We start from the raw sequence: 14,618 nt of genomic DNA on the forward strand, positions 1-14,618 counted from the left end.
GTGGCGCCGGGGCCCGCGCTCTGGTACAAAGCGCCCAGCCCTTTTTCAGCCCCCACTCAGGACCACAGGCCCCCATGATCAGCACAGGACAACACGTATGAAATATCTGGTGACAGGCGCCGCCGGCTTTATCGGCTTTCACGTCGCCAGACGGCTGTGCGAGGCGGGCCATCAGGTGGTGGGGCTGGACAACCTCAACGACTACTACGAGGTGAGCCTGAAGCGGGCCAGACTGGCCCGGCTGGTCTCCTTCCCCCATTTTCGCTTCGAACAGCGGGAGCTGGCGGATCGGGACGGCATGGCGACCCTGTTTGCCGAGAGCGGGTTCGAGCGGGTGATCCACCTGGGGGCCCAGGCGGGGGTGCGCCATTCACTGGAGAACCCGTTTGCCTATGCCGACAGCAACCTCACCGGCATGCTGACAGTGCTGGAAGGCTGCCGCCAGCACGGCATAAACCATCTGATCTACGCCTCCTCCAGCTCCGTCTATGGCCTGAGCGATCAGATGCCCTTCTCCACCGAACAGCCGGCGGATCACCCTGTATCCCTCTATGCCGCCACCAAGAAGAGCGGCGAGCTGATGGCCCACGCCTACTCGGCGCTCTACGGTCTGCCCACCACAGGTCTGCGCTTCTTCACCGTCTACGGCCCCTGGGGTCGCCCCGACATGGCCATCGCCAAGTTCACCCGCGCCATCCTGGCCGGCGAGCCCATAGATGTGTACAACCAGGGCCTGCTCAGCCGCGACTTTACCTACATAGACGACATAGTGGACGGCATACTCGCCGTCGCCGAGCTGCCGCCGCGCGCCAATCCGCACTGGCACGCCAGCCAGGGCAGCCAGGCCGAAAGTGCCGCCCCCTACCGCCTCCTCAACATAGGCAACGGCCAGCCGGTGCGGCTGCTCGACTTCATCGAGGCGCTGGAACAGGCGCTGGACAAGCCCGCCATCAAACGGATGCTGCCGATGCAGGTGGGCGACATGCACGCCACCTGGGCCGACAGCGAGCCCCTGCACAGCCTCACGGGCACCCGCCCCGCCACCCCGCTCAGGCAGGGCGTCGCCGAGTTCGTACGCTGGTATCTGGCCTACCACCAAATCGCCGATTGATCCCGCTCAGGGCCTGCCAGAGCGCATCGCCCGTGATCCGCCACTTCATCGATACCATGAGCGAGCAGATGAACCTGGCGCCCGATGAGTGATGAATGAATCAGATCGCCCTGTCTCGTCCGACGCATCAGGATGCGCGCGGTGACCACCACATATGGACACAGACACGCGCAGGCACGGCGCGGTATACTGCCGGGCGTGGCGTCATACGGGAACAGCTTCCGGGCCATGCCAGATCACCATTATGAGAAGGAGTCACCTCATGATCCGAACCCTGCTGTTGCTGGGCGCCGCCCTCGCCGCCTGTGCATTGCAACAGAGCCATACCCTGCTGCCCCTGCTCAGCCTGCTGGCCCTGCTCTCGGTCTGGGTGGTGAGTGAAATCGGTCTGATGTACCGCCAGTTGCCCGCCGCCAGAGAAGATGAGCAGACGCATCATCTCGACGTCTAGCTGCAACGCCACTGACAACCTCTGCTCCCAACCCTTTGCTCGGCCAGTGCCGCCCGGAATAGCCATGACCCAGATCCGCCCCCTGTTATCCCTCCTGATACTGCTCACTGGCCTGCATGTCGTCCCAGCCCTGGCCCAATCCCCCTGCTCGGCAGGCACGGACTGCGCAACCCATGCCGCTGCCAATGACAGCAATATGGAGGGTGAGAACGGGAGTGACGGGACCAATGGAACTGACGGCGCCAACGGAACCGATGGGGCTAATGGGGCCGATGGGGCCGATGGGGCCGATGGGGCCGATGGGGCCGATGGGGCCGATGGGGCCGATGGGGCCGATGGGGCCGATGGGGCCGATGGGGCCGATGGGGCCGATGGGGCCGATGGGGCCGATGGGGCCGATGGGGCCGATGCTAGCCACTAGAGTCGTGTCTGCAACAACTCTCTTTTTCTACCCATAACGCCTGGATGGCACAGCCGCAGCTCCTGCCGTGCCTGCATTTCACACTGGTTCCATACCGTTTTGATCTCTGGAAGAGTGGATCCATAACAACAGGATCCACTGGATTAATGGCGGAACGGGCCATGTTCCCCTATATCTTCTGTACCCCAACAGGAGAGAATCCATGTCGAGCTTCAGCGAAAACAGGCTGTTTTTGCTGCTTTTTTTATCGCTGTTGCTGGCCGGTACCGTGCAGGCAGCGGCGCAAAGCAGGGATTTCAGACAGGCGCCCAAGGCGCTCAGCGCACTGAAAAAAGGCCAGGTGGCACAGAGTCAGGGCAACCTGACCCAGGCCATCCACTTCTACTGCGCCGCCGCCACGACGGGCAATCCGGAAGGTTACTTCCGCATCGGCCGTCTGCTCGCCACAGGCCCGGGCTCGGTGCGCAACCCCAGGATGGCCAACGCCTACCTCGCCATGGCGATGCGTCTTGGCAACCAGCAGGCCACTCGCTACTACAACGCCCGCATCGGCAATGCCGTCATGGGGGATCAGTGTGGCGCCGGGGTCGGCGGGGGGGGCGGCTACTTCGCCGAGATCCCCAGTACCCCCTTCAACCTGGATGCCTATCTGGCCCGCCAGTCCCCGGCCAAGCAGAAGCTGGTCATCATGCTGCGCAGTGCCGCCAAGCGTCACCGCATTGATGAGCGACTGGTGCTGGCCATCGCCATCGCCGAATCCAATCTCAACAGCAGCGCCGTCTCCCCCAAGAACGCCCAGGGGCTGATGCAGCTCATCCCCGAGACCCAGCAGCGCTTCGGCGTCACCCGCCCCTTCGACCCCGAGCAGAACATCAAGGGTGGGGTGGCCTACCTCAAGTGGCTGCATACCCACTTCGACGGCAACTGGACCCTGATGTCGGCGGCCTACAACGCCGGCGAGAAATCGGTGGAGCAATACGGGGGCATACCCCCTTATCAGGAGACCCAGCAATATGTGCGGCGGGTCCTCTACTTCGCGGGTCACAAGCAACCCTGAGATATGCCGCCAGCGGCGGCATTTATTGACAACATTCACATCCGCGTTTGCGCAACCGTTTGCCTTTCGGTAGGATCCTGCGCTTCCTCGCAAGACCAACAGGTAACCCATGAACTTCATCAAACGCTGCTCGCGTCTGCTCACACTGTTTGCCCTCTTCTCCTCTGCCGTCACGGCGGCCAGCCCGGCCTCCGCCCCCATCCTGATCCAGGGGGCCATGGATGTCGAAGTAGAAACCCTGGTGGCCGCCCTGAAAGACAAGAAGGAGCTGACCGTGGGGGCCTGGACATACTGGCAGGGCACTATCTCTGGCTATCCTGTGGTCATCTCCCGCACCGAGGTGGGGCTGGCCAATGCCGCTGCTGCCGCCACCCTCGCCATAGAGCGTTTTCAGCCGCGCCTCATCATCAACCAGGGCACTGCGGGCGGCCATGATCCGGCGCTGCACCGGGGCGATATCGTCATAGGCACCAGGAGCTTCAACATGGGCGCCTATCGCAGCGACCTTGCCCCGGCCGAGCAGGGGGTCGACCCGAGCAAATGGCACAACTTCGATGTGACCATGCGCCTGCGCGACAAGGGCAAGCTGGTGGAGCACAGCTCGTTTGCCGGTGACCCCGAGCTGGTCGGCCGCGCCCTCGGCATGGCCGATCGCTATCGCCATGGTCGCGTGGTCCCTGGCATCATAGGCACCGCCGACGAGTGGAACCGGCAGGTGGCCCGCATCAACTGGCTGCACCAGACCTACAACACCGCAGCAGAAGAGATGGAGACCTCCTCCGCCGCTCTGGTGGCCGAGGCCTACAAGGTGCCCTTTGTCGGGATCCGGGTGCTCTCCAACACGGATCTCCATGACGAGGAGTTCGATCCCCAAACTGCTATCCACTGCCAGCAGTTCGTCATCGATTATGCAAAGGCGCTCATCAACGGCTTCAACAAAGCCTGATACGCCACAGTGGTAGCCGGGCCAACAAGGCGGCTTTTGTCGTCGGCATTCTGGTGATCTCCAATACGGATCTCCATGGCAAGGAGTTCGATCCCCGAACGGCTATCCACTGCCAGCAGTTCGTCATCGATTACGCAAAGGCGCTCATCAACGGCTTCAACAAAGCCTGATAGCACCAAGAGGCCGCCACAATGGCGGCCTCTTTGCCTTGCCTACCCAGATCCACCGCCAAACCCAAACCAGCCGCAATATCCCGCACTTCCATCAAGGTCCTGACTGGGCCAGCCAGCAACACGGACCTGCATATGACTAGCTAACACACGTCTTGCGCCCATGGTGGCGGTAGTAACCCACCAGATTGCTGACCATGAAGAGCCCCTCCATCAGTGCCGCCACCGGTGAGCCCACCAGCAGGTTGTTGGCCAACCAGCAGAGGGTGCCGAGCAGCATCCAGCGCCGCAGCAGGCGATCATCCTGGCAGAAGGCGGCCCGGGTTTGCAGCAGGCTGCCCAACAGGCCAAGCAGCGCCAGCGGCCCCTGATAGGTCGCCAGCACGGCGGCGCAGGCCAACCCCATAAATAACCACATCAGGACGCGGCTCGTTGCCAGCATGCTGACCAGAAAACGCACGCTGGCCAGCAGCAAGAGGCTGGCGGCCGCCCCCTGCCCCAGCAGCGCGAAATGGCAGGCATTGAGGGCGCAGGAGAGGGCCAGACAAGCCAGGATCCCCCTGCGATCCCGCAGCTGAAACGACAATAGATCCAGCAGCAAGGCCAGGCTCACCACCAGTTGCGACCACAAAAACAGCGACATCATCCATCCCTCCAACCACCTTTGAATGGCGCAGCATGAGGGGATGACAAGGGGGCGGCATTAACCGGTGTTAATGCGCCGGCGGATCCGCGACAGGGTGACCGGGCTGATGCCGATGTAGTTGGCGAGCTGCACCTGAGTGAGCCGCGCCGGCCAGTGGGGGAAGGTGTGGCAGAGCTCCCGGTAGCGCTCCTCGGGGGAGTGCAGCAGCAAAAAGGCCTCCTTGCGCTCCTTGTAGCCCAGCTGCTGGCGCAGCAGGGCCAGGCAGACCGCCTGAAACGCCGGCTCATCCAAGAGGGCAAGCGGCACCCGCACCACCTGCAGGGCCGTGAGTGATTCCAGCTGGTAGCGAGCAGGTGCGCCACTCAGCCAGCTGTCATAGAGCAGGCAGAGTTCCTCTTCGAAATAGAACTCCTTGCAACGCTCCTGCCCGTCCCGGGTGTAGTGACAGGCGCGGGCTATGCCCTGTTCGACATAAAACGCCGCCTCCTGCCGTGCCCCTTGCGCCAGCAAAACTTGACCGGCGCTCAGGGTCAGTCGTGGCAAGCGCTGGCACAGGGCATCACTCACAGCCGCGTCCAATCCCATTGCGGTGAGAAAGGCCGCCAGTGAGGGCGTCTGGGGGGATGCGGTCATGACGGCTCCGGGACAAAAAGAAGCCCACATGATGCCAAGATTGCGCGGCTGATGCAGCAAGACGTGACAGCCTCGGCAAAGGGGGGGCGCCAACCGGGCGCCACCTTTGCCCACCCCTGTCCATTGGTTTACAATCGACGGGTTTTTTGGAACCGGGTTGGCGGCGTGCCGACCTGGCCCCACCACGACATCAGTCCGTTAGTGCCAAGACATTAACCTGCTGAAAAGGAAGAGAATTAGCCAATGGCTCAATTTATTTACACCATGAACCGGGTCGGCAAGGTAGTGCCGCCCAAGCGTCATATCCTCAAGAACATCTCCTTGAGCTTCTTCCCGGGCGCCAAGATAGGCGTACTGGGTCTGAACGGTGCCGGTAAGTCCACCCTGCTGCGCATCATGGCCGGCATAGATACCGAGATCGAAGGGGAAGCCCGTCCACAGCCCGGCATCAAGATCGGCTACCTGCCCCAGGAGCCGAAGCTGGATCCGGAGCAGACAGTCCGCGAAGCGGTGGAAGAGGCGGTCGGCGAGGTCAAACGCGCCATGGCCCGTCTCGACGAGGTCTATGCGGCCTACGCCGATCCGGATGCGGATTTTGACAAGCTGGCCCGCGAACAGGGCGAGCTGGAAGCCATCATCCAGGCCCAGGGTGGCCACAACATGGAAAACCAGCTGGAGCGCGCGGCCGATGCCCTGCGTCTGCCGGCCTGGGACGCCAAGATCCAGCACCTCTCCGGTGGTGAACGCCGTCGCGTGGCCCTCTGCCGCCTGCTGCTGGAAAAGCCGGACATGCTGCTGCTGGACGAACCGACCAACCACCTGGATGCGGAATCCGTGGCCTGGCTGGAGCGCTTCCTGCACGACTACGAAGGCACAGTCGTGGCCATCACCCACGACCGCTACTTCCTCGACAACGTGGCTGGCTGGATCCTGGAGCTGGACCGCGGCGAAGGTATCCCGTGGGAAGGCAACTACTCCTCCTGGCTGGAGCAGAAAGATGCCCGTCTGGCTCAGGAAGCCAGCTCCGAAGCCGCTCGTCGCAAGTCCATCGAGAAGGAGCTGGAATGGGTTCGTCAGAACCCGAAAGGCCGTCAGGCCAAGTCCAAGGCCCGTATGGCTCGCTTCGAAGAGCTCAACACCAACGACTACCAGAAGCGCAACGAGACCAACGAGCTGTTCATTCCGCCCGGACCCCGCCTCGGCGACAAGGTGCTGGAAGTGGCCAACCTGCGCAAATCCTACGGTGATCGCGTGCTGATCGACGATCTCTCCTTTGCCATTCCGAAGGGGGCCATCGTCGGTATCATAGGGCCTAACGGGGCCGGTAAATCCACCCTGTTCCGCATGATGTCCGGTCAGGAGCAGCCGGATTCCGGCACCATCACCCTGGGCGATACCGTGGTGCTGGCCTCGGTGGATCAGTTCCGCGACAGCATGAATGACAAGAAGACGGTGTTCGAAGAGGTCGCCGACGGCCAGGACATACTGCGCATCGGTACCTACGAGTTCCCGAGCCGTGCCTATATCGGCCGTTTCAACTTCAAGGGCGCCGATCAGCAAAAACGCGTCGGCGAGCTGTCCGGTGGTGAACGTGGCCGTCTGCATCTGGCCAAGCTGCTGCAGACCGGCGGCAACGTGCTGCTGCTGGATGAACCGACCAACGATCTGGACATCGAAACCCTGCGCGCCCTCGAGAACGCCCTGCTGGAGTTCCCGGGTTGTGCCATGGTCATCTCCCACGATCGCTGGTTCCTCGACCGTATCGCCACTCACATCCTGGACTACCAGGACGAGGGCAATATTGCCTTCTTCGAAGGCAACTTCACCGAATACGAAGAGTGGAAGAAGAAGACCTACGGCGCCGAGGCAGTCCAGCCTCACCGCGCCAAGTACAAGCGCATCACCAAATAAGGTTGACGGCGTCACAAGGGGAGCTCAGGCTCCCCTTTCTATTGCCTTTTGGCATACAATCCAAGACGGATGCCTTTGCATGGATGTAGCAAGATGACGACCCAGACCCCCACAGAGAAGAAACTCACCATCCAGATCCGGGTCGAGCCCGGCTGCCTGGGGCCGGATGGCAAGGAGCATATCGAGACCTTCTGTGTCGCCGCCGCCAAGATTTTCTCTGTCATCGATCCTGACCTGGTGAGCTGGGTGCTGATCCCGCGCTACGACAAGCAGTTGCCGGAGCAGGAGTTCTTCATCGAGGGACGCAAGCTGACCGAGGAGCAGGCCAGCCTGTTTCTGCGCCGTGTCGGTCGGGAGCTGGGAGAGGTGCAGGATAGACTCGACTCTGTGCTGGCCCAGCTGGTGGAGCGTTACTTCAAGACACTTTAAGTCCCTTCTTCCCGAAAAAGGTTCTCCAGCGAGAACCTTTTTTCATGCTCAAATAGCAAACGTTTGAATTTTTGCTCTATTCATTGATCCGCTTCGCAGATCCGGGGTTTGTAAACGGCGCCGCCTGTGTGAAAATGTGCGCGCTGTCACGGTATCAGGACGAGTCTGGTCACTTAACCACCAGAAACAGGGCAACCACTCCCGCATGGATGGGATGGCCCTTTCCCCTGCTGCTTATTTCACGTCACCTATTGGAATCCAACATGAATCAACCACACCAGGCCCCCACACAGGCCGCCGGGCAAGGATTGCTTGAGCGTCTGTTTGCCCTGCAAGGCCATGGCACCACGGCCCGCACCGAGGTCATCGCCGGCATCACCACCTTCCTGACCATGGTCTACATCGTCTTCGTCAACCCGCAGATCCTCTCCAATGCGGGCATGGACACCCAGGCGGTGTTCGTCACCACCTGCCTGATCGCCGGTATAGGCAGCATACTGATGGGCCTGCTGGCCAATCTGCCCATCGCCCTGGCCCCCGCCATGGGGCTGAACGCCTTCTTCGCCTTCGTGGTGGTGGCCGGCATGGGGTACTCCTGGCAGGTCGGCATGGGCACCATCTTCTGGGGCGCCCTGGGTCTGTTGATCCTGACCCTGCTGCGGGTGCGCTACTGGCTGATCGCCAACATACCGCTCACCCTGCGGGTCGGCATCACGGCCGGCATCGGCCTGTTGATCGCCCTGCTGGGCCTGCACAACGCCGGCATAGTAGTGGCGAGCCCCGCTACTATGGTGACGGTGGGCAACCTCACCTCCCTGCCCTGCCTGCTGGGTCTGCTCGGTTTCTTCCTGATCTGCATCTTCTCCGCCCGCGGCGTTCACTCCGCCGTGCTGATCGCCATAGTGGTGACCACCACCCTGGGCTGGTTGTTTGGCGACGTCACCTTCAAGGGCTTCGTCTCCATGCCGCCGAGCATAACGCCGGTATTCGGCCAGCTGGACTTGATGGGGTCGCTGGACATCAGCCTGGCGGGGATCATCTTCTCCTTCATGCTGGTCAACCTGTTTGACTCATCAGGCACCCTGATCGGCGTCACCAACCGCGCCAAGCTGGCCGATGACAAGGGCCACTTCCCGCGCATGAAGCAGGCACTGCTGGTGGACAGCGTGAGCTCGGTGGGCGGCGCCTTCATGGGCACCTCCTCGGTCACCGCCTTTATCGAGAGCAGCTCAGGCGTCGCCGTCGGCGGACGCACCGGCCTGACCGCCATAGTGGTCGGCGTGCTGTTCCTGCTGGCCATCTTCTTCTCCCCCGTCGCCGCCATGGTGCCGGCTTACGCTGCTGCAGGAGCCCTCATCTATGTGGGCGTGCTGATGTGCTCCGAGCTGACCCGGGTGAAGTGGGAAGACCTGACCGAAGCGGTACCGGCCTTCATGACCGCCGTCATGATGCCGTTCAGCTTCTCCATCACCGAGGGGATCGCCGTGGGCTTCATCTCCTACTGCGTGATGAAGGCGGGCACAGGCCGCTGGCGCGAGATCAACCCCTGCGTGCTGGTGGTGGCCCTGCTGTTCGTGCTCAAGTTCGTCTGGGTCGACAGCCACTAAGCCTGACTTTCGCACACAAAAATGCCCGTCATCGACGGGCATTTTTTATGGCTGACAGATAACGGCACTCAGCGGATACCGCGCGCCTCGCGGATCCACTCCCAGGCCTGCTGTATCTCCTGGGTCTTCTCCTTGGCCATCTCCATCATCTCGGGCGGCAGCCCCTTGGCGGCCAGCTTGTCCGGGTGATGCTTGCTCATCTCCTTGCGGTAGGCGCGCTTGATCTCCTGATCGCTGTCGCTCTCGCTCACTCCAAGCAGCTGGTAGGCATCCTTGAGGCGATCCTTGGAGGGCGCCTCCTGCCGGTACTGCTGCCCGCCGTGCCCACCGTCCTGATACTGGCCGCCGTGAGCCCGGTTGAAGAAGTTCATCTGCGCCTCGGCCATGGCCAGGATCCGAGCCAGCTCGATGCGGCTGAAACCCAGCTCATCGGCGATGGTGTGCAGTATGGCGCGCTCGTTGGCCTCGACCTTGCCATCGGCAAAGGCGGCCTGCAACTGCACCTCCAGGAAGAAGCGCAAAATGTCGCGCTGCCCCAGGCTGGCACGGCGGAATTCGGCCAGGGTTTCCTGCAGCGGGAACCCGGCCTCCTTGCCCAGCCGGAACGACTCCTGGGCGCGGGCCCGCTGATCGCCCACCAGCCGCATCCGATCCATCAGGTTGGACGCGACCCGGATCTCCTGCTCTGTGACCTGGCCGCTCGCCTTGGCGATATGGCCCATGACGGCGAAGGTGGCGTGGAAGAAGACCGCCTGCTGTTGCTGACTGGGGCCACGCTGGAACGCCCCCCGAATACCCATGCCCCGATCGAAACGATGGCCGATCCAGAGGCCAAGCAGGGCACCAAAGATGTTGCCGAGCAGAAAACCGAAGAAGGCGCCAAGCACCTTACCCCAAATACGCATGGTTCAAGACCTCGTGATGTTAATGAGAGTGCCCCAGCAGCTGGTCATCCAGCTCGCGCAGCCGCGAGACAGTGCCTATGTCCCGCCATTCGCCGGCCAGCATGGTGCCACCGACCCGGCCTTGCGCCATCCAGTCGCGCAGCAGGGGGGCCAGCTTGCGCGCACCCGGCGACAAGTCGGCAAAAGCGGCGGGGTCATAGAGCCCGACTCCGCTGAAGGTGAAGGCCGGCGCATCCTGTACCCGACCCGCGTTAAGAGAGAAATCCCCGCCTGGATGCTGGGGCGGATTGGGCACCAACCAGAGGTGGGCCAGATCCTCCCCCAGTGGCTGGGTCACCAGGGTGCGATAGTCCAGGTCGAGCCAGGTATCGCCGTTGATCACCAGAAAAGGCGCAGGGCCGAGCAGGGGCAATGCCTGCACTATGCCACCGGCGGTCTCCAGCGCACTCGCCTCTGCCGACCACTGAATTTGCACCCCGAACGCACTGCCATCACCGAGCGCTTCCACCAGCTTGTGGCCGAGCCAGGCGTGGTTGATGACAAGTGTGGTCACCCCGGCCGCCGCGAGCTTCTCGATATGGTGCACTATGAGCGGCTTGCCCCCCACCGCCAGCAGCGGCTTGGGCAGGCTGTCGGTGAGCGGGCGCATGCGCTCACCGCGACCGGCGGCCAGGATCATCACCTTCATGGTGTCACCTGCGCTGTGTGGTTGATCCCGGGCAGCGCCACCTGCTCCAGCCACAGGCCGAAACGGGCCAGCACGGGGTAGGTGGCGCCATGCTGGTGGCACGTGTCCACCACATAACCCAGGGTGCGGGGAATGTCCTTGAGGTAACCGGATTTGCCGTCGCGATGGGAGAGGCGGGTGAAGATGCCCGCCGCCTTGAGGTGACGCTGCATGCCGGTCAGGTCTGCATGACGACGGAAACTGGCATAGTCGAGTTCGCCAAGCAGTCCCGCCTGCTGCAGGGTATCGAAGCCCTGCCGCATGCCCTGCTCGATCACCGCATCCGGCCAGCGCACGTAGCAATCCTTGAGCAGGGAGACCAGATCATAGCTAAGAGGCCCGATGACCATGTCCTGAAAATCGATGATGGCCAGGGTGCTGGTCTCGGGCCTGTCGCCACCACACACCATCAGGTTGCGGCTGTGAAAATCCCGGTGCATCACCCCCTGCGGCTGGGCCAGGTTGTTGGCGGTGAGGCAGGCGAAGGTGTCATCCAGCAGCCGTTGCTCGGCCTCGCTGAGCTGCAATTGCAGGTGATGACCCAGCAACCACTCGGGGAATATGCTGTTTTCACGGGCCATGAAGGCTGCGTCGAAGGGGTCCAGCACCAGATCCACAGCCCCCAGCCGGGGCAGCAGGGCGATGGCCTTGCCATACCAGGCCTGCACGTTGTGCGCGTCCAGACAGCCGATAAGCTGGGTATCCCCCAGATCCGTCACCGCCAGCAGGCCCTGCTCATAATCCACAGCCCTGACCTCGGGCGCCAGCAACCCCATGGCATGCAGGGCGGCTGCATTACGAACAAACTCATGATTTTTTTCAGTTTTCGGATTGGCGTCCACCCACACCAGGCCGGCGCCACGGTGGTAGCGGCGAAAACTGGCGTCACCGGAAATCAGGGTCAACTGAAGGTTGGCATCACCGGAGATCCGGCGCGCCCATTGCAATAGCAGGGAATCGCGATCGTACATAAGTCGGGGACCAAATTGGAAAGCAGCACTTGGCTGTTAGCCCTGGCCGCAATAATGCTTTATCATTGCCGGCTAACATAAAGCAATGACATGCAATGTCAACTCGATGAATCCTGTCGTAAAATGCATGTCTTGAATCAGCCGTAGCTACCACGGATTGCGCGAGTCTTTCACATGACAAAATGGACACTGGGGTACGCTTATCCCATCGCCCTGACCATCAGCCTTGTTCCAGCCCTGACCCCTGCCATGGTGCAGGCGGCACCGCTGACGCCGCCGCCCGCCACCGGGATCCTGGACGGGCTCTGCTATGACTATGTTCCCAAGATAGAGCGGCTGGCCCCGGACAAGGATGCCAACGCCCAACCCGTCGAAGTGGATGCGGATCGGCTCGAGGCCAAGCAGGGCGGCACCGCCGTCTATCAGGGCGACGTCAAGGTTCGCCAGGGTGTGCGCAAATTTGACTCAGATTATGCCGAGCTCGACCAGAAGAGCCGGGATGTCATCGCCATCGGCAACATCTATTACAACGATGGCCAGATCACTGTCACCAGTGACAAGACCCTGAAATCCAACCTGGATACCAAGAATTCCGAGCTGGAAGAGGGCAAGTATCAGGTGCATGGTTCGCCGGTGCGCGGCTCCGCCGACCGGGTCACCATGACCAACAACAACCAGAACATCACCCTGGAAGGGGCCCAGTACACCACCTGCCCGCCGGGCCAGGAAGTGTGGACCCTCAAAGCGGGCAGCATAGACATAGACCAGACAGAGGTGTTCGGGGAAGCCTGGAACGCCAGCCTCTGGCTCTATGACTATCCGGTCTTCTACTTCCCCTATATCAACTTCCCCATCAAGGATGAGCGCAAGACGGGTCTGCTCTACCCGGGTTATACCCAGAGTTCCCGCAACGGCATGGACATCACCCAGCCGTTTTACTGGAATATAGCGCCCAACTACGACGCTACCATCACCTCCCGTTTCATGGACAAACGGGGCCTGATGGAGCAGGTCGAGTTCCGCTACATGCCGGATCCAGCCCACGTCGGCAGTCTCTATTTCGAGAACCTGGCAAACGACAAGCAGTATGATCCGACCGACCCCAGCTTCACCGGCCTGGATGACGGTCATCGCTACCTGCTCAACGCCCGCCACACCTCGCTGTTTGCCGACAACGCCATGCGGGTCTCGGTCGACTACACCAAGGTGCGGGATCGAGATTACAACTACTACAACGACTTCTCCCCCAAGGTGGGTACCCAGGTCGAGAACCAGTTGCAGCAATCCCTGATGGCCGGCTACTTCCAGCCCAACTGGAACATCAATACCGAGGTGCGGACCTACCAGATACTGCTGGCCAGTGCCCAGCAGCCCCACGAGCTGATGCCGCGCATCGACCACAACTACTATCAGCAAGGCAGCTGGTACGATCTGGCCTGGAACACCGAGATCACCAAGTTCGGTTACAACAATGCCCAAGCCATAGAGCAGAACCAGGGCAGCGCCTACACTGGTACCCGGGTCTACACGGCCCCGACCCTGACCATGCCGCTGATCGACGAGGCGGGCTATTACCTCGACAGCCAGTACAAGCTGATGTACACCCGTTACGATCAGGAAGTGCCGGACAATATGAGCCAGACCTTTGTCAGCCGCTTTACTCCTGAAAACGGCAACGGAGTCACCCTGGAGGAAGGGATCATCACCCGGACCCTGCCCTCCTTCCGCCTCAAGGGCGGCATGACCTTCGAGCGCAACCAGAACTGGTTTGGTGACGATGCCAACCAGACCCTGGAGCCCGAGTTCCAGTACCTCTATGTGCCCTACAAGGATCAGGACAACATAGGCGTCTATGACTCCACCAACATGCGTCAGGACTACTACAGCCTGTTCAGCGATCGCCGTTATGCCGGTCTGGACCGCATCAGCGACTCAAATCGCGTCTCGCTCGGTGTCACCACCCGGGTCTATGATGCGGCTGGCGATGAACGAATTCGGCTGGCCGTTGCCCAAGCTTTCGATTTTGTTGCGCCCAGGGTCAAGCTCTACCCCAGCGAATCCTTGGCCACCAACACCCGCTCTCCGCTGTCGTTTGAGGGGGATGCCAAGATCAATGAACAGTGGTTTGCCCATGCTGGTGCGCAATATGATATGGATCAGAGCGAGATCAGCTCGGCCAACAGCGCCATCGAGTATCGCCGCGAGAAGCTGATCAGCCAGCTGAACTACCGCTTCGTACGCGATGCCAACTACGACCTGTCCAACACCAACCAGGTCGCTGACCTCAACCAGGTCGGCATGCTGTTGACCACGCCGCTCAATGATCAGTGGCACCTCTACGGTGGCTACTATCAGGACCTCGATCAGGGGGTGAAGGTGGATCGCAAGGTGGGTCTGAAATATGACTCCTGTTGCTGGAGCATCAACTTCAACCTGGAGTGGGTCAACACCCCGGATAACGTGACCATGCGTCCGACCTCGGAGCGCAGCCTGGGCATTCAGTTTGAAATGAAAGGATTGGGTAGCGTGGGTACCGGCTCCAAGGGCACCTCCCTGGATACCGAAGCACTGCCTTACATTCGTCCGTTTAACCTGCGAGACCAGTAACCGGTCTGGCAAACGCCTTGAGAGAT

The 14,618-nt window shown here is 61.6% G+C and carries 14 protein-coding genes; 8 read left to right on the forward strand and 6 right to left on the reverse strand.

The annotated features are described in order from the left end of the window. Positions 1 to 97 precede the first annotated feature (97 nt). Both IU367_RS16980 and IU367_RS16985 read left to right on the forward strand, forming a co-directional pair. Positions 98 to 1,111 carry an NAD-dependent epimerase gene (locus IU367_RS16980; protein ID WP_274452523.1) on the forward strand — a complete coding sequence of 338 codons (1,014 nt, stop codon included), beginning with the start codon at positions 98 to 100 and terminating at the stop codon, positions 1,109 to 1,111. A 262-nt stretch (positions 1,112 to 1,373) separates the two neighbouring features. Continuing rightward, the gene (locus IU367_RS16985; RefSeq protein WP_274452524.1) at positions 1,374 to 1,562 is read left to right on the forward strand and encodes a hypothetical protein; all 189 of its coding nucleotides are present in this window, start codon (positions 1,374 to 1,376) and stop codon (positions 1,560 to 1,562) included. 85 nt (positions 1,563 to 1,647) lie between these two features. On the opposite strand, the gene IU367_RS16990 is transcribed toward IU367_RS16985, so the two are convergent. Next, positions 1,648 to 1,980: a hypothetical protein gene (locus tag IU367_RS16990; RefSeq protein WP_274452525.1), complete on the reverse strand. Its 333-nt coding sequence runs from the start codon at positions 1,978 to 1,980 to the stop codon at positions 1,648 to 1,650. Between the two features lie 205 nt (positions 1,981 to 2,185). Here IU367_RS16990 and IU367_RS16995 point away from each other — a divergent pair, with 205 nt between their 5' ends. Next, complete coding sequence (locus tag IU367_RS16995; protein WP_241325475.1) at positions 2,186 to 3,040, forward strand: lytic transglycosylase domain-containing protein; 855 nt, start codon at positions 2,186 to 2,188, stop codon at positions 3,038 to 3,040. Between the two features lie 109 nt (positions 3,041 to 3,149). Continuing rightward, on the forward strand, positions 3,150 to 3,986 hold the full coding sequence (locus tag IU367_RS17000; RefSeq protein WP_274452526.1) for a phosphorylase family protein: 837 nt from the start codon (positions 3,150 to 3,152) through the stop codon (positions 3,984 to 3,986). A 309-nt stretch (positions 3,987 to 4,295) separates the two neighbouring features. Here the strand turns inward: IU367_RS17000 and IU367_RS17005 are convergent, their stop codons facing one another. Together IU367_RS17005 and IU367_RS17010 are read right to left on the reverse strand one after the other, a co-directional pair. Then, a complete protein-coding gene (locus tag IU367_RS17005; RefSeq protein ID WP_274452527.1) occupies positions 4,296 to 4,802 on the reverse strand; it encodes a YgjV family protein in 507 nt (168 codons plus the stop codon). 57 nt (positions 4,803 to 4,859) lie between these two features. Beyond that, positions 4,860 to 5,435, reverse strand: coding sequence for a Crp/Fnr family transcriptional regulator (locus tag IU367_RS17010; protein ID WP_274452528.1), 576 nt, complete (start codon positions 5,433 to 5,435; stop codon positions 4,860 to 4,862). 243 nt (positions 5,436 to 5,678) lie between these two features. On the opposite strand from IU367_RS17010, the gene ettA reads away from it, so the two are divergent. The 3 genes from ettA (at position 5,679) to IU367_RS17025 (ending at position 9,382) form a co-directional block, all read left to right on the forward strand. Next, a complete protein-coding gene (gene ettA, locus IU367_RS17015) occupies positions 5,679 to 7,346 on the forward strand; it encodes an energy-dependent translational throttle protein EttA (RefSeq protein WP_043135128.1) in 1,668 nt (555 codons plus the stop codon). 93 nt (positions 7,347 to 7,439) lie between these two features. Continuing rightward, entirely contained in the window at positions 7,440 to 7,775 is a 336-nt protein-coding gene (locus IU367_RS17020; RefSeq protein WP_043135129.1) for a hypothetical protein, read from the forward strand. Between the two features lie 263 nt (positions 7,776 to 8,038). Beyond that, the gene (locus tag IU367_RS17025; protein WP_043135131.1) at positions 8,039 to 9,382 is read left to right on the forward strand and encodes an NCS2 family permease; all 1,344 of its coding nucleotides are present in this window, start codon (positions 8,039 to 8,041) and stop codon (positions 9,380 to 9,382) included. A gap of 68 nt (positions 9,383 to 9,450) precedes the next feature. Here the strand turns inward: IU367_RS17025 and djlA are convergent, their stop codons facing one another. The 3 genes from djlA to IU367_RS17040 are packed head-to-tail and all read right to left on the reverse strand — an operon-like array spanning position 9,451 to position 11,985. Next, the gene (gene djlA / locus IU367_RS17030; RefSeq protein WP_274452529.1) at positions 9,451 to 10,287 is read right to left on the reverse strand and encodes a co-chaperone DjlA; all 837 of its coding nucleotides are present in this window, start codon (positions 10,285 to 10,287) and stop codon (positions 9,451 to 9,453) included. Positions 10,288 to 10,306: 19 nt separating this feature from the next. Then, positions 10,307 to 10,975 carry an N-acetylmuramate alpha-1-phosphate uridylyltransferase MurU gene (murU, locus tag IU367_RS17035; RefSeq protein WP_274452530.1) on the reverse strand — a complete coding sequence of 223 codons (669 nt, stop codon included), beginning with the start codon at positions 10,973 to 10,975 and terminating at the stop codon, positions 10,307 to 10,309. After that, positions 10,972 to 11,985: an aminoglycoside phosphotransferase family protein gene (locus IU367_RS17040; protein ID WP_274452531.1), complete on the reverse strand. Its 1,014-nt coding sequence runs from the start codon at positions 11,983 to 11,985 to the stop codon at positions 10,972 to 10,974. The genes murU and IU367_RS17040 overlap by 4 nt, the downstream gene beginning before the upstream one ends. Positions 11,986 to 12,159: 174 nt before the next feature. Here IU367_RS17040 and lptD point away from each other — a divergent pair, with 174 nt between their 5' ends. After that, the gene (gene lptD / locus IU367_RS17045) at positions 12,160 to 14,592 is read left to right on the forward strand and encodes an LPS assembly protein LptD (protein ID WP_274452532.1); all 2,433 of its coding nucleotides are present in this window, start codon (positions 12,160 to 12,162) and stop codon (positions 14,590 to 14,592) included. Positions 14,593 to 14,618 lie beyond the last annotated feature (26 nt).

It is taken from the genome of Aeromonas bestiarum (assembly GCF_028751155.1).
GTDB lineage: Bacteria > Pseudomonadota > Gammaproteobacteria > Enterobacterales > Aeromonadaceae > Aeromonas > Aeromonas bestiarum.